Source organism: Acinetobacter sp. TUM15071, assembly GCF_008980925.1.
GTDB lineage: Bacteria > Pseudomonadota > Gammaproteobacteria > Pseudomonadales > Moraxellaceae > Acinetobacter > Acinetobacter dispersus.
Genome location: NZ_BKGB01000001.1, coordinates 231,101 through 247,554, shown reverse-complemented (window position 1 = coordinate 247,554; position 16,454 = coordinate 231,101). Strand labels below are relative to the sequence as shown.

The following is a 16,454-nucleotide window of genomic DNA, read 5'->3' as shown; positions in this document are numbered from 1 at the left end:
AAGTCGCTATGAAAAAAACAGTTTTTACACTTTCTATGGGTATCACAGCGATGATGCTGCTCACGGCATGTCAGTCCAGTACCTTTAAGCCCGCAGCCTATCAGCAGCCTGTGATTCAGAGTGCTGCACAATATAAATATGAAGATTTGCAGTGGATTGAAGCTTCTAAGATAGCAGCGACAACACAGCAATGGTGGGGGATTTATCAGGATCCGATCTTATCTAAACTGATACAGCAATTGGATCAGGATAACCTGAGCATCCAACAGGCCCAAGCCAAGTATCGCCATGCCATGGCACTGTTGGATGGGCAACGGGCCAATGCGCTTCCGAGCATCAGCATGGGCGGCAATGCTAATCAGACCGAAACTAAAAATGCTGGCAAGAGTCGTCAATTCGGTGCGAATGTCGCAGTGAGTTGGATTCCTGATCTTTGGGGGAGAGTTGCAAAAGCGGTGGAAGGGCAACAGGCCAACTTGCAAGCATCTGCTGCAGATTTGGCTGCTATTAAGCTGAGTCAGCAACTGCTCGCAGCAGAGGCCTATTGGAGCATACGTTTGTTCGATGCCAAGCTGGATGTGTTAAATCAGACCCAGCAAAGTGATCAACGATCTGTGCGTATTTTACAGCAGCAATACCAAGCAGGCATGATTGCACGGGCTGATGTGATTCAGGCTGAGACCCAACTTAAACAAGTCGGGTTGCAACTATTAGAGCTAAAACGTAATCGTGACTTACAAGAAAATGTGTTGGCGGTCTTAGTTGGACGTAATGTGGCGGACTTTAATTTAAATAAAAATCGCTATCAATTTAGTACCCCTCAAATCCCGACCCAAATTCCAAGTCGTCTTCTGGCACAACGCCCCGATGTGATTCGTAGCGAACGTGAATTGGCAATGACACATGCGCAATTAGGCCTAGCGCAAACTGCTTGGTTACCTGATTTGACCATCAGCTTGGATAGTACTGCCAATAGTCAGGTCTTTCATAGTTTATTGCAGTCACCCAATACCGCATGGTCAATGGGGGCAAAAGTCTTAGGCACATTGTTTGATGGAGGAAAACGACAGGCTGATATTCAACAGGCTCAAGCCAATTACGATGAAAAGCTTGCTGCTTATAAGCATTCAGTTTTAACAGGCTGGAAAGAGGTGGAGGATGGTTTGCTGCAAGTAGGTCATTTCCAGCAACAAATCGTAGCGCAACAGCAACTGCTTAAGCTGTCGATTGAAAATGAACGGGTTGCTACGCAGCGTTATCAAGCAGGTTTGGTCAGCTATCTAGAAGTCGCGACAGCACAGAATTTGCGTTTGAGCGCAGAAGAACGTTTATTGGAATTACAGCAATTACATCTCAAAAATTCAGCGCAATTGGTGGCTGCATTGGGTGGTGGGATGAATTCTTCATCTTAAATAGAGTGGTATTATCAATCATTGCAGCTATTTATATTCAGTTTGAATGGTGTTTAGATCGCTGCAATTTATTTATTAAATTCGAAAGATATTGCTTGGATTATTATTTTTTTGCTTTGTAACATTAAAAAGAATCATGATTGATGATTTTATTTTTGGATTTTTGAGGGGAAGGATTCCAATTTTTTAGAGCGGTATTCTATTCAGCTCATGATTTTTATTTTTCAGTATCATCTGAATGCCTTTGTGTAAATTTTAGTAGTTAATCAAGCAAATAGCGCTTCGATATGTAGAATAAAAAATAGCCATTTTATTAGAGAAAGACGTTCATCATAAATTAATTTAGATCTTTCTTATTTCATCTTCATCCCAATCTGAGATAACGGAGCAAATATGATTGTATTATTGATATTGCTTGGCCTATTGATTCAGTTAGTTGTGGTATGGGCTGTTTTTTATTTTGAAGCCAATCGAACTGTTGGCTGTCTTGTTTCCATTGTCGCCGCCATTCTGTGTAGTGTGTTGATCACACCGTGGAGTCTGTTACTAGGCCTACCGATTATTCTCGCGAGTGTGATTGTTTTGATTGCACCTTTGCGTGATGCTTTGGTGAGTCGACCTGCGTTTAATATTCTCTCAAAAGCAATGCCGAGTATGAGTATCACCGAAAGAGAAGCTTTGGAAGCAGGGACCAGCTGGTGGGAAAAAGAACTATTTATGGGGGTGCCTGATTGGGAAAAGTTTGATCAATATCCTTATCCAACTTTATCCGCAGAAGAACAGGCATTTTTAGATCATGAAGTACAACAGCTCTGTTCCATGTTAGATGAATGGCAGATTCATCATCAAGAAAAAGACCTACCGCCAGAGGTTTGGCAATTTATTAAAGATAACGGCTTTTTAGGTTTGATTATTCCTAAATCATTCGGGGGCAAGCAATTTACACCGTTTGCACAAAGTCGAATTATGAGCAAAATTGCGTCTCGTTCCTTAACTGCTGCAGTCAGTTGTATGGTACCGAATTCGCTTGGGCCAGGTGAGTTACTGCTGCACTATGGTACCGAAGAGCAAAAGCAACGCTATTTACCCGGATTGGCAAAAGGGACAGAAGTGCCTTGTTTTGGTTTGACCAGCCCTGAAGCTGGGTCAGATGCAGGGGCGATTCCTGATACGGGTGTGGTTTGTTATGGGCAGTACCAAGGTCAGGAAGTTCTGGGTCTAAAAATGAATTTCTCTAAGCGCTGGATTACGCTGGCACCGATTGCGACCGTGATTGGTTTGGCGTTTAAGCTCTATGATCCAGATGGCTTACTTGGTGATAAAAATAAAGTGGAATATGGCATTACCTGTGCCTTGATTCCTGCTGACCATGAAGGGATTCAGATCGGCCCTCGACATAATCCAGGCGCACCGTTTATGAATGGTACGGTTGAGGGCAGTGATGTCTTTATTCCATTGGACTGGATTATTGGTGGGCAGCAAAATGCAGGTAAAGGTTGGCGTATGCTGATGGAGTGCCTAGGCGTGGGGCGCGGTATTTCACTGCCTGCTTTGGCAACTGCCGGAGGAGAAATGAGCTATCTGTTGGTCGGTGCATTTGCCAGTGTTCGCCAACAATTCAAAATCTCGGTTGGGCATTTTGAAGGCGTACAAGAGGCGACCAGTGATATCGCCAGCGATGCCTATATGTTGGAATCATTTCGTTATCTCGTGACCTGTGGTTTAATCCAAGGTGGAACGCCTGCGGTAATGACTGCAATGGCCAAATACTATGCCACTGAAACCATGCGTAAAGTGGTCAATCACGGTATGGATGTGGTCGGTGGTCGAGCGATTCAATTGGGACCACGTAACTTCCTTGCGCTGACTTATCAATCCATTCCTGTGGCGATTACCGTAGAAGGGGCCAATATTCTGACCCGCTCATTGATGATTTTTGGTCAAGGCTCAATGCGTTGTCACCCTTATTTATTCGAAGAATTACAGTTATTGCAATCGGAAGATAAGGAATCTGCTTTCAAAACTTTTTCTCCTTTACTATTTAAACATTTGGCTTATACCTTTAATCGAGCGGCGAGAGCAGCAGCATATTCGATTACTGGTGGTTCGGATAAAGGCTCTCAACAAGCAGACGATTTTTCCAAAGCGTATTACAGCAAAATCAACCGTTTCAGCGCTGATTTTGCATTGACTGCGGATATGGCACTTGGAATTTTAGCAGGTGATTTAAAACGTAAAGAAATGCTGTCTGGTCGGTTGGCTGATATCCATTCCAACTTATTTATTGCTACGGCAATTTTGAAATACTATGAGCATGGTCAAAGAACTGAGGCCGAACAGAAACATGCAGAATTGGCCCTCAATAAAGCTTTATATCAAGTGCAAGAAGCGTTCTTTGGCTTCTATGATAATTTCCCAATGAAGCCTGCTGCGTGTATGGTCAAGTTGCTGTGCTTCCCATTTGGACGTCCAATTGCAGCACCATCGGATCAGTTGAAGCAAGAGGTGGCTCAGCTAATCATGCAAGAACATGCATTCCGAGATCAGTTGAAGCAACATGTTTATTACAACACCGATGCTAACGATGTGATGGGGCGTATGGAATCTACTTTTCAGGCATTATTACCACTACAACCGTTGTGGAATAAGTTTAAAAAGGCAGAATCGAAAGATCAGTTTAGAGGTTTGACCTTTGAAGAACATATTGCTGATGCGATTGAGACAGGTTTCATTACCACTGCTGAAGCAGAGTCACTTGTACAATATAACGCTAAACGTTATGACAGTATGCTAACCGATATTTTTGATGCACATTTAGACAAGGAACTGCCACTGGATAATCCGCATCTTAAAACCTGATCGTTTTTAGCATATTGGCATTAAGATCGAACAGTCCTGAATATATTGATGATGGTATTGTCCACGTTTTAATAATATTTAGGACTGTTTTCATAACAGTTCCAATTTTTCCATGCTTATCTGTTATATTTTTTTTAGAAAATTCTGTGTCTTTTTTTTGTCTGTATCTTATTGCACTATAGCAGCATGAGTTGAGCAAAGCCAAAGGTGCCGATATGAGTTTTTTGAAAAAAAAGAATAATGCCAGTTTTGTATTCTTCATCATTACACTGTATGCATTCCTCGGATTCGGTCTAGGCTACATTATCTGGGAATATGTTTTATAAGCAGCAACTTCTGTGTTTTGTTCAAGCAGAGTTAAGACAGGCAAATAGGGAATAATATTATTCCCTATTTGCTAGAGGATTATATTTATTTTGCCAAAAATGTAGCAGCTTCAGTAATTAAGGCAGTCACTTCTTTCGGTTGTGAGGCCAATGAAGCATGGCTTGCGTTTAAAGAAATGACTTTTTTAGCATTTAAACGATCTGACATCACCGCTTGGTTTTCTGGGCTGATCATTCGGTCTTGAGTTGAAATTTGATACCAAGAAGGTTTGGTTTTCCAAGCTGGGGTAGAAATATTGTCGCCAAAAGTACTGGCTAAAGGTGCTTTTTGGGTAACGCCCATGGCAAAGCCTTCATCTTTACTCAGGTCTTGGCAGAAACTTTCGTGAAATTTATCTACTTTTAACCAAAGATAACCATCACTATCTGGTTCTAGGTTCGGCGCTGCCACAGGTAAATGTTGTTGGGTAATTGCCCCTGGGCTTTCACTGCTATCTGGCGCAAAGGCGGCAATATAAACCAAACCTACGACATTTGGATGGTTGCCTGCTTCGGTAATCACTGCTCCGCCGTAAGAATGACCCACCAAAAGTACATCACCATCAACTTGGGCAATCATTTTTTTGGTTCGTTCAACGTCATCTGCGAGAGAGGTCAATGGGAGTTCGACCGCACGTAAGGCACTATAACCCTGATGAGAGAGTTCAGTAATCACTTTAGTCCAATGGGCTGCACCGCCCCAAAAACCGTGTACGAGAATAATTGTGGGTTGAGTACTCATATTTATCTCCTAGCTGAACGCTATTGTGTTGAATTTTATAAGCTTAAGAAGGGAAGGTTGACTGTATAAGAATGAGAAAGGGTTGGTCGATTTTTATACTATCGGAATCTTCTAAAAAAGATTATTGGTGATTTGTTCGGCTTGTACAATAACTGAAACGCCAATGTTTTTGCAGAAACACTTTTGAGGACAGACGAGCAAAATGAGTGATGAGCATGCTTTAACAGATATCTTTTTTGATATTTATCGATTTGCTGATATATCGGGTGAAATCTATGGTTTAGAAAACTTTTCACAGCAGAAAAAAATCAATTTTCATGCCCAACATGCCTATATCCATATTATTCAAAATGCGAGTTGCAGACTTAAAATTAAACGGCTTCATCTTGACCGGATCTTAAAAGCTGGAGACATTGTTGTCTTGCCAACGAAGCTTGAGCATTCGATTGAAATCGTAAGTGGACAAACAACGGAAGTATCTGTGATTAGCTGTATTTTTCAGCTGAAAGGAATCTATGGAGAGGCGATTGCGGAAGGATTACCAACTTATATTCATGTACTTTCACATCACGAGGCCGAAAAAATTGCAGAATGGGTACCCATGACCGTTGCTGCAATCAAGCTTGAACTTGAACACCCCGCACTTGGCAGTCGAGTCATGTTGTCTCGAATCATTGATTTATTGTTGGTCTGGTCGATACGGTTTTGGTTAGCAACGGAGAAGATTGAACATCAAAGTTGGATTTCTGCATTACGCGATCCAATCATGAGTAAGGCATTATCATTGATGCATGCGCAACCTGCTTATGAATGGGATGTAAATTCGCTTGCCCAACTCACTAAACAGTCTAGATCTAGTTTTTCCAAGAAGTTTGTTGAATTGGTGGGTATATCGCCGATGTTATATTTAAAAAATTGGCGGATGAAATTGGCCTTTCAGTTACTTAAAGAGACTGATAAAAATATTGCACAAATTGCTGAATTAGTGGGTTATTCATCCCAAGCTGCTTTTAGTCGTGCTTTTGTGCAAAGTTTTGGTTGTGCACCAAAAACGTTTAGGGCTGCGGTAAGTCAGGAAGTATTTTAGAGTATTCGAGCAAATGCATAGATGGGAATTTGCACTGATGCAGAGTGAACTGCATCAGTGCATTGAAATCTAAGTTGGGATTTTACTTATTTAGAGACCATTGAATCGCAGCATCAAATAGTTTCAAGCCATCCTCAGACAGATTGCTAAAGGTCTCATTATTGAGAAAAAACATCAGTCGTTTTGCAGGTGCTAGCGACTCATAATCCATAGTTGCACCTTTTTCATAGCCCCAGATTGCGACTTTTTCAGGTTGCCCATAAATGGTTGCAATGATGGTTGCACCGAGTCCTGGTTTGCCCCAACTCATTGGTGCTTGTGCTTTATAGACGTTGTGAGTCCCCGCAGAAAGATGTGCAGATAGGGGATGCGGTGCATTTACTAGCCATAAGTAACGTTCTTTCTCCACTTCACCAAAATCAGTGTCAATCCGTTTACCAGTCATGGCCAGATCATCGAGATAATCATTTTCCCATGTCATCAGCGGAATCGGCAGTTGTCGCCAACCCGATTGCAGATTTTTGGATGCTACTGTTGAAGAGATAATCACGAGATCCGTGTTTTTTAAACTGCTGGGGGAAGCAGACTGATCGAGTAGCTCAACCTGATAGCCCTTGCGTTGCAAGTAATTTTGAATCGCAACATCGGTGGCAAAGGAAGTCCCTTTAAGCTGCGAAATCAGGGCAATCTGTGTTTGGGCGTAAACAGAGGATGTCCATGTACTAAGGATCATCGTCATGATCGTAAGAATTTTTTTCATATTGATCTCAAAAGCGCAGTAATGAACTTACTGCGCTGATCCTCTATTAGAATTTAAAAGTGGCACGTAATACCGCTTGACGAGAATCCCCTTGAGACACCGCCAGATTATTAACGCTGGCCGTATAGTAGGTTTTATCAAAGATATTATTTAAATTAAATTGAAAATTAACCGCTTGTTTGGCAATGGTGGTGTCATAACTGACAAAGGCATTGGCCAATGCATATTCAGGCAGGTCAAAGGTATTCTCTGAATTTCCAGCACGTTTTCCGACATAATTACCGCTTAGCCCTAAACGTAAATTGCCATGATAAAGTTCGCCATAGTTATAGGCCAATGCGAGTGAAGCTGTATCTCGTGCCACATTGTTCAGGCGATTACCTTGCAAACCGAGCTCATCTTCGGTGACTTTGGCATCGGTATAGGCATAGGTTAGGGTCGCATCAAGCTGATCAGTGAGTCGTCCTGTGAGATCGAGTTCTGCGCCTTTGGAACGGACTGCGCCTGTGGTATGCAGTTCAACTTCATTGCTCGATGGGTTGGTTACTTTGGCTAAAACATTACGCTTTTTAATATTGTAAAGTGCAAAGTTGGCTTTAATACGGTCATTGAATTCGTATTTCGCACCGACTTCATAAGATTTGGCTTGTTCAGGTTTAACGTCTGCATCAATGACTGCATTGCTGCCTAAAGGTGCAATTGAAGATGATGGTTTGAGAGATTCGGTATAGCTACCATAGAAAGACAGCTGATCATTCCATTGATAGACTAAACCTGCATGTGGGAGCCAAGCATCATCATTGGTATTGGTATTTTCTTTAAATGGTCTGCTACGCCCAGCAGTCTGTTGATAATGTAAGTAACGCCCACCGAGTACGGCAATCCAATTTTCATTTAAGTGAATTGCATCTTGCATATAAAAACCATAAGTATGCAATTTATCGGTTTGGTCGCTATCGGATGCAACGATATTTTTAGACGCTTCAACCATTCCAAACTTTGGATTTAAATAATCTAAGGTTGAGCTATCACCACGAACCATATCTGGACGGAAATATTTACGATATTCAATGTCTGAACCAATTTGAATATCATGTTTCAAACCAAGTAAATTGACCGAACCATTGAGATAGGCTTGGGCATTACTGTCTACACTTTCTGCATTTAAGGTGGCATCGGTACGACGCTTCACGGTGTGGTTCTTGCTATTTAACGACGTGACACGTAACTGGTTGGCATCATAGGTTTCATAGTTATAGCTATAGCCTAAGTGAGCAGACCAGTTATCATTAAGCTGATGATCAACCAATAGTTGTGCCAAATGAGATTCACCTTTCATTTGGTTAAAGGTTTCATCTAAGCGTTGATATTTAGAGATCGGTAAAGCTTTTTGGGTGTTGGGATCAAAAATAGTGGAACGATCAAAAGGGACGTCAAAGTCACGATATTGATAACTTAAATTGACTTTGGTCTGACCATTATCCCAACCCAATGAGGGTGCAATTAAAGTCTGTTTAAGATTCCCGAAATTACGCCAGTAGTCTGCATCGGAATGATCGGCAATAAAACGATAGGCAAAGTTACTGTCACTGATTGCACCCGTAGTATCTAGACTTGCACCTAAACCATTTTTACCTGCGGCGAAGCTTGAACCATAAACTGAAAATTCAGTTTTTTGCGTCGTTTCAGGTTTTTTGGTAATGACATTGACCACACCGCCTGGGTCCATAATGCCGTAAAGTAAAGACGCAGGACCTTTTAATACTTCAACCTGCTCAACTGCAGCATTCATGGTGCGACCTTGCACAATTGGCATGCCATTCACGGTAATCGAGCCATCACGATTATCCCCAAAGCCCCGTTTCATGACGGTATCTTGAGTACCCCCCAAAGTATTACCCTGAGTAATACCACTAACTTGGGTTAGTGCATTATCCAAGTTTGCTGGCAAATAATCTTTCATATATTGTTTAGACACCACATTTACCGTTTGTGGGCTTTCTAGATTGTTTTGATTGCCACGTAAGGTTGATGCTGTTTGTGCAGCGATATAGCTTGAGGATTGTTCAGCTTGAACATTGATGGTTGCGAGTTGAGTGGGGTGTTCTGATGTTGTTTCTGCCCATGACAGCACAGGTATTAAAGATAAAAGTAATGGGCTGCTTTGTTTTAAAATTTCAACAGTAATAAGGTTTTTGCGCGAGGAAAAAGCAGACATATAGATACCTGATGAGTGCTGTTGGAGCAAGAGAGAGGTAGTTTTAACTAACCTGAAGGTAGGCTAGGACGGCAATAAGGCTGTAAAGTATATTTAAATGAGAATTATTTACAAGAAGTTGGTCGGCGAGAAAAGATCAATAAAAATTAAGCAGTTGATAATGCATTTATTATTTTTAAAAAATGCACATTATTTTTATAAGTTGAGAACGATAGTTTCTTTTAAATTTTTAATAAAGCTATGAAATTAATAGTTATTGTATGAATATAGGCCAACCATTTCTGATATGCAATGAATCATATTCATATCTGAATATTTAAATAAATCATTTTATTCATAATGATTTGTTCAGTAGGCTAAAACAACAAAGCTATTTAGAACAATTAGAGATCGCTATGGATGAGCAGTATTTAACACTTTATGTCTTTATCTTATTTTGAGTATAACAATGACAAGATTAGATTTTGCAATCATCGACCCACATATCCATCAATGGGATCCTTACCATACACCGCATTCCGCAACACTGTTGGTCAAAGCTTTGGGAAAATATCCTACTGTCATGGATCGGGTTGTGCGGTTGGTTAAACCCAAACCCTTGTTAGATAGTTTAGGTTTAACTGAATATGCATTGAAGCCCTATTTACTAAAGCATTATCAGGCAGACACTTCGCCATTTTCAGTCGAGAGTGTGGTTCATGTCGAAGCCAACTGGCATCACCACAAAGGCTTTGGCGTGGTTGAAGAAACGGATTGGATTCAGCAATTAGATTTTAAAGCACAAGGTCTAAAATTAGGCGCAATTGTTGCAACAGCTGACCCAAGAGATCGAAAATTTAAAGATATTCTTAAAGCACATCAGGATGCGAGTCCGCTATTCCGTGGCATTCGTAAAATGGCGGCTTGGCATCAGGATAGCGGTGTTTATCGTTGGTGTGATCGGCCCCATCTCTATTGTGACAAGAAATTCTTAAAAGGTTTTGAACAACTTGCAAAAATGGATTTGTCTTTTGATGCTTGGGGCTATTCTACCCAATTAAGTGAAATTACAACTCTCGCACAGTATTTTCCTGCAACACGTATTGTAGTTGATCATCTGGCGACACCTGTCGGTTTATTTGGAGCCGTGGGTAAGAAAACGGGAATGACAAAATTGCAGCGTGATGCCATTTTTAAGCAATGGCAGCAAGATATTGCAGTTTTGGCGGAACAGAAAAATGTCCATGCCAAAATCTCAGGCTTGATGATGCCAGTACTTGGACACACATTCTATAAACAGGGTCGAACCGCAAGTATTACTGAGATGGTGAGTTTACTGACACCTATGATTCAACACGCAATCTCAGTATTTGGTACAGAGCGGATCATGTTCGCATCCAATTTTCCGATGGATAAGTCAAACACTCGTTTAAATGACCTAATCCATGCCTATATTCAAATGTTGAGTCCTTATGGTGATCAGGCTTTGCATGCCATATTTAGACAAAATGCCGCTAATTTTTATCAACTTCCTTTAGAGCCATAATATGAAAAGTTTTAATCAAAAAGTCGCTGCAATTACAGGTGCAGGGTCGGGTATAGGTCAACAGCTCGCAATTTTATTGGCACAACAAGGCGCACATTTAGCCTTAAGTGATATCAATGAACAAGGGTTGATGGAAACACAGGCTTTGCTTCAGCAATACCCTGTCAAGGTTACACTGACAAAACTAGATGTATCAGATCAGAGTGCAGTACGTGAATGGGCGGCAGAGAGTTTTAAAGCACATGGCAAGATCAACCTGATTTTTAATAATGCAGGTGTGGCTTTGGCGAGTACCGTCGAAGGAATGAACTATGATGAGCTGGAATGGATTTTAAATATTAATTTTTGGGGTGTGGTCTATGGTACTAAAGAATTTTTACCGTATTTAAAACAAAGTGATGAAGGACATATTATTAATATTTCCAGTCTGTTTGGCCTAACCGCACAGCCGACACAAAGCGCTTACAACGCCACAAAATTTGCAGTCCGTGGTTTCACAGAGGCTTTACGCCAAGAGTTAAAAATTCAGAATAATGGTTTAAGTGCAACTTGTGTGCATCCAGGCGGAATTCGCACCAATATTGCCAATAGTGCAAGAATGAGTGACAGTATTCGCAGTTTAGGAATGAACCCAGCTAAGGCGAGTCAGGCATTTAATAAGGTTTTAAAGACGCCACCAGAACAGGCGGCTAAAATTATTCTGAATGCAGTTAAAGCGGATAAAGCGCGTATTCTGATTGGGAATGATGCAAAAATCATTGATCTGATTCAGCGTATTACGCCGACCCATTATTCACATGCATTGAGTTTCTTTACCAAGAAATCCAAGAAAAAGCGGGCTTAAAAATTAGAATGATATGACTAAAGTTAGACTGATATCCAATTGGAGTCAGGTAACTTTGGTGTTGGAAATGGCATAAAAGAAGGTTTAAAGAATGCTCTTTTATGCCGCTCCAGCTTAATCCAGACTTTCTACAATACTGATCATCACATCAGCACAATCTTTACGAGCCAGTCGTGCTTTCAAATATTCTTCTGAATGGTAACAAGCCTGCGCTGTTTCTAAGTCAGAAAACTGAATAATGACATGACGCTGATATGCTGTGCCTTCCAGACAAGTCGAGTTACCACCTCTTGCAAGAAATTTTGCTCCATATTTTTCAAAAGCATGCGGTGCCAAGGCCATATATTGTTTATATTGCTCCAGATCATGGATGGTCACTTGAGCAATCCAGTAAGCAGACATTCTTATATCCTTATGTTAGTTAAGGCTTCATCAGCCTTATGTTTCCGTTTTCGTGATTAACTATTCAAAATTTTTTTTGCCACAGATGCTGCTTCTGCAATATGTTCCGCAACAGCTTGCTTGGCTTTGTCAGCATCTTTATGTAAGTAGATGGCTTCACACATATTTTTGATACGTTGGTAACCTGAAATTTCACGTTTGGTAGATTTCATGGTCATGGCACGCAGACGGCTAATACGACCATTCAAGCGTTGCACCACCTCCCAGGCAATATAATGTTTTGCTGTGGTAAAAATAGTTTCATAAAGCTTTGCAGAGGTAGCAATAATTAAATTGATATCATCCGCAGCAAATGCCTGTTCAAGCTCAGCTAATAAGTGCTGCAATTGCTGAGTGGTTTGTTCAGTAAGATTTTGGGTGCAATCTGCAACCGCACTTTGCTCGAGTAAAAGACGAATCTCATAGATTTGTGAGGCAATTTCCCAGTCCAGTAATGAAACAATTGGACCTTTATTGGGCAAGATTTCAACCAAGCCTTCTGCTTCAAGATAGCGAATCACTTCCCGCACCACAGAACGGCTTACACCTAGTTCTTCACAAAGTGTCCGTTCAACCAGTCTTTTTCCAGAGGGAAAATAACCTGTAATAATGGCATTACGCACTTTATCCAGACAGAGCTCACGCAACGTCACAGGTGGATTTTCAATTTTAAGATTCATAGAAATTCATCTTTCCCGATTTTAATAATGCAGAATTTTGTTACATGTTCTTTGCTAAAAATTAGCATAGCAAACTCTTGCTTTTTTTTCATTATGTATTATGGTATACCATAATACGAATGACAAGATAAATTCACACGCAAGGAAGAACAATGAATCTAATCCGTAAAACTGTGCTCCATGTGGAAACCACCTATATTGATGGTGGCAAAGAAGCACCAACACCTTTAAAAATGGTGGCAGCAGCAGCTGTGATCAAAAATCCTTGGGCAGGTCAGGGCTATGTCGAAAACCTTGCACCTGAAATCCGCCGTATTGCACCTATCCTAAGTGAACATTTGACCCAATTGATTCTTGACGAAGTTGGTTCTGGCGAAGCAGTACAAGCCTTTGGTAAAAGTGCTGTAGTCGGGCTGGAGGGTGAACTTGAACATGCCTCTGCACTGATTCATACCTTGCATTTTGGCAATACTTATCGCAGTGCAGTGGGAGCAAAATCATATCTGGCATTTAATAATACCCGTGGCCCAGCCAATGCGCCGATCTTGATTCCAATGATGGACAAGAATGATGAAGGACGTCGTTCCCATTATTTGACTTTACAATTTGCAATTCCAGATGCACCTGCTGCTGATGAGCTGGTGGTAGTGATTGGTGCTGCGACAGGTGGTCGACCACATCATCGCATTGGAGATCGTTATCAAGATTTGGAAGAGTTAGGTCATGATCTCAAAAACCCTGCAGCTGTCAAATAACCGCATTGCTCATTATTTTGAGCAGGGCGAAGGAGAACCGCTGGTTCTGATTCATGGTGTTGGGATGCAAGCAGCAGCATGGTATCCACAAATCGAATTCTTCTCGAAACATTATCGGGTGATTTCAGTGGATATGCCAGGCCATGGACAAAGTACAAAATTAGCAGATGATGCCCAGCTACAGGATTTTGTGGACTGGACCATCGAATTGATTATCGCTTTGGATGTTGGCGCTGTGAATTTGGCTGGACATTCTATGGGATCTTTAATCACCACAGGCGTCAGCGCAACTCGTCCTGATTTAGTGAAGCGTATGGCTGTGCTCAATGGAGTCTATAAGCGTTCAGCGGAAGCTAAAGATGCAGTGATTCAACGTGCCGAAGAATTAAAAACCGGTCATATCGATATCGAGACCCCATTACAACGCTGGTTTGGTCAGAGTGATGTTGAACGTCAGGCTGCCTCAAAAGTGAAATCCTGGTTACAGGAAGTGGATATGTCGGGTTATGCCACTGCTTATGCTGCTTTTGCACGAGGTGATGCAGTTTATGCGGATCAATGGCCCAACATTAGGTGTCCAGTCTTGATTTTAACAGGTACTGGTGATCCCAACTCTACTGCCGAAATGGCAGTACAAATGGCTAGCCAAGCACAAAATGGCAAAGCCATCGTAATTGAAAATGAACGACATATGGTGAATTTGACCGCACCAGATAAAGTAAATAATGCAATGCAAGCATGGTTGGAAACCAGCATCTAAGTTGCTTGATAAAGGAATAGGGCAATGAGTGAAATGGATACGATAAATAAAATACGTGAACTACGTGATGCCTTTGGGTCATTTATGACAGGCGTAACAGTAGTCACCACTTGTAAAGCAGATGGAACTCCATTGGGCTTTACAGCAAACTCTTTTGCTTCGGTGTCTTTGGACCCAGCTTTGCTGCTCGTTAGCATTGCCAAGACATCGAGCAATTATCATAACTTTGCAGATGCTTCACACTTCGCGATCAATATTTTGGCAGAAGAGCAAAAGGATGTTTCAAATACATTTGCTCGTCCAAGTGATGACCGTTTTGCTAATTTGGCATGGAGCAAAAGTGCTTTCCAAAACCCTTTGATTGATCATGTCAGCGCTTGGTTTGATTGCACCACCTATCAAATCGTTGATGCTGGTGATCATGCAATTCTAATTGGTAAAGTGGAAAACTTTGCTTCGGCAGGTTTTGCAGGTTTGGGGTATTACCGTGGTGGTTATTTCACACCAGCAAAACTTTCGGCAGAAGTTATTTCAGGGCCAAAAGTTGTAATTAGTTCCATTATTGGACATGAAAATAAAATTTTATTGGAACAAACGGCCGATCAAAAATGGACGATTCCTCATCTCTTGGTTGAGAAGGATGGTGCAGATAAAGCACTTGAAAAAATCTTTGCTGCTTATCAACCAGATGCTTCTGCCAGCTTTATCTATTCAGTTTATGAAAATATAGAGAATCAGCAACAGTACATCTCATTTTTATGTAATACCCCCACCGCCAATGCGACCAAAGGTCAGTTTGTTGATTTGAATGATTTAGATCAACTTAGTTTTGTAGATAGTGCTTTGCAAAGTATGTTGATGCGCTACCGTAAAGAAAATCATCTCAAAACCTATGGTGTTTATTACGGTAATCAAACCAGTGGTACAGTTCGTCAAATTGTTAAAGAGGAAGTTTAACTATGCGTTTTTCATTATTTGTACACATGGAACGTGTTTCTGATCAGCAAACGCAGAAACAGCTTTATGATGAGATGATTGAACTGTGCCAGATTGCGGATCAGGGAGGCATGCATGCGATCTGGACGGGTGAGCATCACGCCATGAATTTTACCATTGCACCGAATCCGTTTATTAATTTGGCTGATTTGGCCAATAAGACCAAAAATGTGCGCTTGGGTACAGGCACAGTAGTTGCTCCTTTCTGGCATCCGATCAAGTTGGCAGGTGAAGCGGCCATGACTGATATTATTACCAATGGTCGTTTAGATATCGGGATTGCACGAGGCGCTTACTCATTTGAATATGAGCGGATGGTCCCTGGGATGGATGCATGGAGTGCAGGGCAACGTCTGCGTGAAATGATTCCTGCCATCAAAAATCTCTGGAAAGGTGACTACGAACATAAGGGAGAATTTTGGCAGTTCCCAAAAACCACCTCCGCACCACAGCCTTTACAACAGCCATTCCCTCCAATCTGGGTGGCGGCACGTGATCCAAATAGCCATGAATTTGCAGTACAAAATGGTTGTAATGTACAGGTCACACCGTTGCATTTTGGGGATGATGAAGTTGAGAAACTGATGGGACATTTCAATGCCGCTTGTGAAAAGTTTGCTGATATTCCACGTCCAGAAATTATGTTACTCCGCCATACTTATGTGGCAGAGAGTGAGGTTGATGCACAAGTTGCAGCAGAAGAAATTAATGCCTTCTATAATTATTTTGGTGCATGGTTTAAAAATGAGCGTGAAATTAATCAAGGTCTCATCGCACCAATCAGTAAAGAAGAAATGGCCCAACATCCTTTCTACACCCCAGAAGCAATGCGTCAAAATAACGTGATTGGTCAAGCACAAGAAGTGATTGACCGTTTAAAAGCCTATGAGGCGATGGGATATAACGAGTATTCATTCTGGATTGATACTGGAATGAACTTTGAACGTAAAAAAGCCTCGTTACTGCGTATGATCAATGACGTGATGCCTGCATTTGCATAGGAGAGAAGA

General features: G+C 41.4%; 15 protein-coding genes. 10 read left to right on the top strand and 5 right to left on the bottom strand.

The window, feature by feature from the left end:
- The first annotated feature begins 8 nt into the window (after positions 1-8).
- The 3 genes from GBI66_RS01130 (at position 9) to GBI66_RS19395 (ending at position 4,597) form a co-directional block, all read left to right on the top strand.
- Positions 9-1,412: an efflux transporter outer membrane subunit gene (locus GBI66_RS01130; protein ID WP_151714854.1), complete on the top strand. Its 1,404-nt coding sequence runs from the start codon at positions 9-11 to the stop codon at positions 1,410-1,412.
- A 393-nt stretch (positions 1,413-1,805) separates the two neighbouring features.
- Complete coding sequence (locus GBI66_RS01125) at positions 1,806-4,271, top strand: acyl-CoA dehydrogenase (RefSeq protein WP_151714853.1); 2,466 nt, start codon at positions 1,806-1,808, stop codon at positions 4,269-4,271.
- A gap of 215 nt (positions 4,272-4,486) precedes the next feature.
- Positions 4,487-4,597: a hypothetical protein gene (locus GBI66_RS19395; protein ID WP_085942822.1), complete on the top strand. Its 111-nt coding sequence runs from the start codon at positions 4,487-4,489 to the stop codon at positions 4,595-4,597.
- An 85-nt stretch (positions 4,598-4,682) separates the two neighbouring features.
- On the opposite strand, the gene GBI66_RS01120 is transcribed toward GBI66_RS19395, so the two are convergent.
- A complete protein-coding gene (locus tag GBI66_RS01120) occupies positions 4,683-5,378 on the bottom strand; it encodes an alpha/beta hydrolase (RefSeq protein ID WP_151714852.1) in 696 nt (231 codons plus the stop codon).
- A gap of 202 nt (positions 5,379-5,580) precedes the next feature.
- On the opposite strand from GBI66_RS01120, the gene GBI66_RS01115 reads away from it, so the two are divergent.
- Positions 5,581-6,465, top strand: coding sequence for an AraC family transcriptional regulator (locus tag GBI66_RS01115; RefSeq protein WP_151714851.1), 885 nt, complete (start codon positions 5,581-5,583; stop codon positions 6,463-6,465).
- A gap of 82 nt (positions 6,466-6,547) precedes the next feature.
- Here the strand turns inward: GBI66_RS01115 and GBI66_RS01110 are convergent, their stop codons facing one another.
- Both GBI66_RS01110 and GBI66_RS01105 read right to left on the bottom strand, forming a co-directional pair.
- On the bottom strand, positions 6,548-7,225 hold the full coding sequence (locus GBI66_RS01110) for a hypothetical protein (RefSeq protein ID WP_151714850.1): 678 nt from the start codon (positions 7,223-7,225) through the stop codon (positions 6,548-6,550).
- Between the two features lie 46 nt (positions 7,226-7,271).
- Positions 7,272-9,443 (bottom strand): TonB-dependent siderophore receptor, encoded by a 2,172-nt coding sequence (locus GBI66_RS01105; RefSeq protein WP_151714849.1) that lies wholly within the window; start codon positions 9,441-9,443, stop codon positions 7,272-7,274.
- A 448-nt stretch (positions 9,444-9,891) separates the two neighbouring features.
- Here GBI66_RS01105 and GBI66_RS01100 point away from each other — a divergent pair, with 448 nt between their 5' ends.
- Positions 9,892-10,968, top strand: a complete 1,077-nt coding sequence (locus tag GBI66_RS01100; protein WP_151714848.1) for an amidohydrolase — start codon at positions 9,892-9,894, stop codon at positions 10,966-10,968.
- 1 nt (position 10,969) lies between these two features.
- Positions 10,970-11,812: an SDR family oxidoreductase gene (locus GBI66_RS01095; RefSeq protein WP_151714847.1), complete on the top strand. Its 843-nt coding sequence runs from the start codon at positions 10,970-10,972 to the stop codon at positions 11,810-11,812.
- Positions 11,813-11,926: 114 nt separating this feature from the next.
- Here the strand turns inward: GBI66_RS01095 and GBI66_RS01090 are convergent, their stop codons facing one another.
- A complete protein-coding gene (locus GBI66_RS01090; RefSeq protein ID WP_151714846.1) occupies positions 11,927-12,214 on the bottom strand; it encodes a DUF1330 domain-containing protein in 288 nt (95 codons plus the stop codon).
- Positions 12,215-12,270: 56 nt separating this feature from the next.
- Positions 12,271-12,933 carry a GntR family transcriptional regulator gene (locus GBI66_RS01085; RefSeq protein ID WP_151714845.1) on the bottom strand — a complete coding sequence of 221 codons (663 nt, stop codon included), beginning with the start codon at positions 12,931-12,933 and terminating at the stop codon, positions 12,271-12,273.
- Between the two features lie 152 nt (positions 12,934-13,085).
- Here GBI66_RS01085 and GBI66_RS01080 point away from each other — a divergent pair, with 152 nt between their 5' ends.
- The 4 genes from GBI66_RS01080 to tgnB are packed head-to-tail and all read left to right on the top strand — an operon-like array spanning position 13,086 to position 16,445.
- Positions 13,086-13,688 carry an amino acid synthesis family protein gene (locus tag GBI66_RS01080; protein ID WP_004771151.1) on the top strand — a complete coding sequence of 201 codons (603 nt, stop codon included), beginning with the start codon at positions 13,086-13,088 and terminating at the stop codon, positions 13,686-13,688.
- Positions 13,657-14,448, top strand: coding sequence for an alpha/beta fold hydrolase (locus GBI66_RS01075; protein ID WP_151714844.1), 792 nt, complete (start codon positions 13,657-13,659; stop codon positions 14,446-14,448). Before GBI66_RS01080 ends, GBI66_RS01075 begins: the two co-directional genes overlap by 32 nt.
- A 24-nt stretch (positions 14,449-14,472) precedes the next feature.
- A complete protein-coding gene (gene tgnA / locus GBI66_RS01070; protein WP_151714843.1) occupies positions 14,473-15,405 on the top strand; it encodes a flavin-dependent trigonelline monooxygenase reductase component in 933 nt (310 codons plus the stop codon).
- A gap of 2 nt (positions 15,406-15,407) precedes the next feature.
- Entirely contained in the window at positions 15,408-16,445 is a 1,038-nt protein-coding gene (gene tgnB, locus GBI66_RS01065; RefSeq protein WP_151714842.1) for a flavin-dependent trigonelline monooxygenase oxygenase component, read from the top strand.
- Positions 16,446-16,454 lie beyond the last annotated feature (9 nt).

What these genes read in the sequence shown, in the direction of transcription:
- GBI66_RS01130 (WP_151714854.1), top strand. Translation starts at nt 9, where the DNA reads ATGAAAAAAACAGTTTTTACACTTTCTATGGGTATCACAGCGATGATG.
- GBI66_RS01125 (WP_151714853.1), top strand. Translation starts at nt 1,806, where the DNA reads ATGATTGTATTATTGATATTGCTTGGCCTATTGATTCAGTTAGTTGTG.
- GBI66_RS19395 (WP_085942822.1), top strand. Translation starts at nt 4,487, where the DNA reads ATGAGTTTTTTGAAAAAAAAGAATAATGCCAGTTTTGTATTCTTCATC.
- GBI66_RS01120 (WP_151714852.1), bottom strand. Translation starts at nt 5,378, where the DNA reads ATGAGTACTCAACCCACAATTATTCTCGTACACGGTTTTTGGGGCGGT.
- GBI66_RS01115 (WP_151714851.1), top strand. Translation starts at nt 5,581, where the DNA reads ATGAGTGATGAGCATGCTTTAACAGATATCTTTTTTGATATTTATCGA.
- GBI66_RS01110 (WP_151714850.1), bottom strand. Translation starts at nt 7,225, where the DNA reads ATGAAAAAAATTCTTACGATCATGACGATGATCCTTAGTACATGGACA.
- GBI66_RS01105 (WP_151714849.1), bottom strand. Translation starts at nt 9,443, where the DNA reads ATGTCTGCTTTTTCCTCGCGCAAAAACCTTATTACTGTTGAAATTTTA.
- GBI66_RS01100 (WP_151714848.1), top strand. Translation starts at nt 9,892, where the DNA reads ATGACAAGATTAGATTTTGCAATCATCGACCCACATATCCATCAATGG.
- GBI66_RS01095 (WP_151714847.1), top strand. Translation starts at nt 10,970, where the DNA reads ATGAAAAGTTTTAATCAAAAAGTCGCTGCAATTACAGGTGCAGGGTCG.
- GBI66_RS01090 (WP_151714846.1), bottom strand. Translation starts at nt 12,214, where the DNA reads ATGTCTGCTTACTGGATTGCTCAAGTGACCATCCATGATCTGGAGCAA.
- GBI66_RS01085 (WP_151714845.1), bottom strand. Translation starts at nt 12,933, where the DNA reads ATGAATCTTAAAATTGAAAATCCACCTGTGACGTTGCGTGAGCTCTGT.
- GBI66_RS01080 (WP_004771151.1), top strand. Translation starts at nt 13,086, where the DNA reads ATGAATCTAATCCGTAAAACTGTGCTCCATGTGGAAACCACCTATATT.
- GBI66_RS01075 (WP_151714844.1), top strand. Translation starts at nt 13,657, where the DNA reads ATGATCTCAAAAACCCTGCAGCTGTCAAATAACCGCATTGCTCATTAT.
- tgnA (WP_151714843.1), top strand. Translation starts at nt 14,473, where the DNA reads ATGAGTGAAATGGATACGATAAATAAAATACGTGAACTACGTGATGCC.
- tgnB (WP_151714842.1), top strand. Translation starts at nt 15,408, where the DNA reads ATGCGTTTTTCATTATTTGTACACATGGAACGTGTTTCTGATCAGCAA.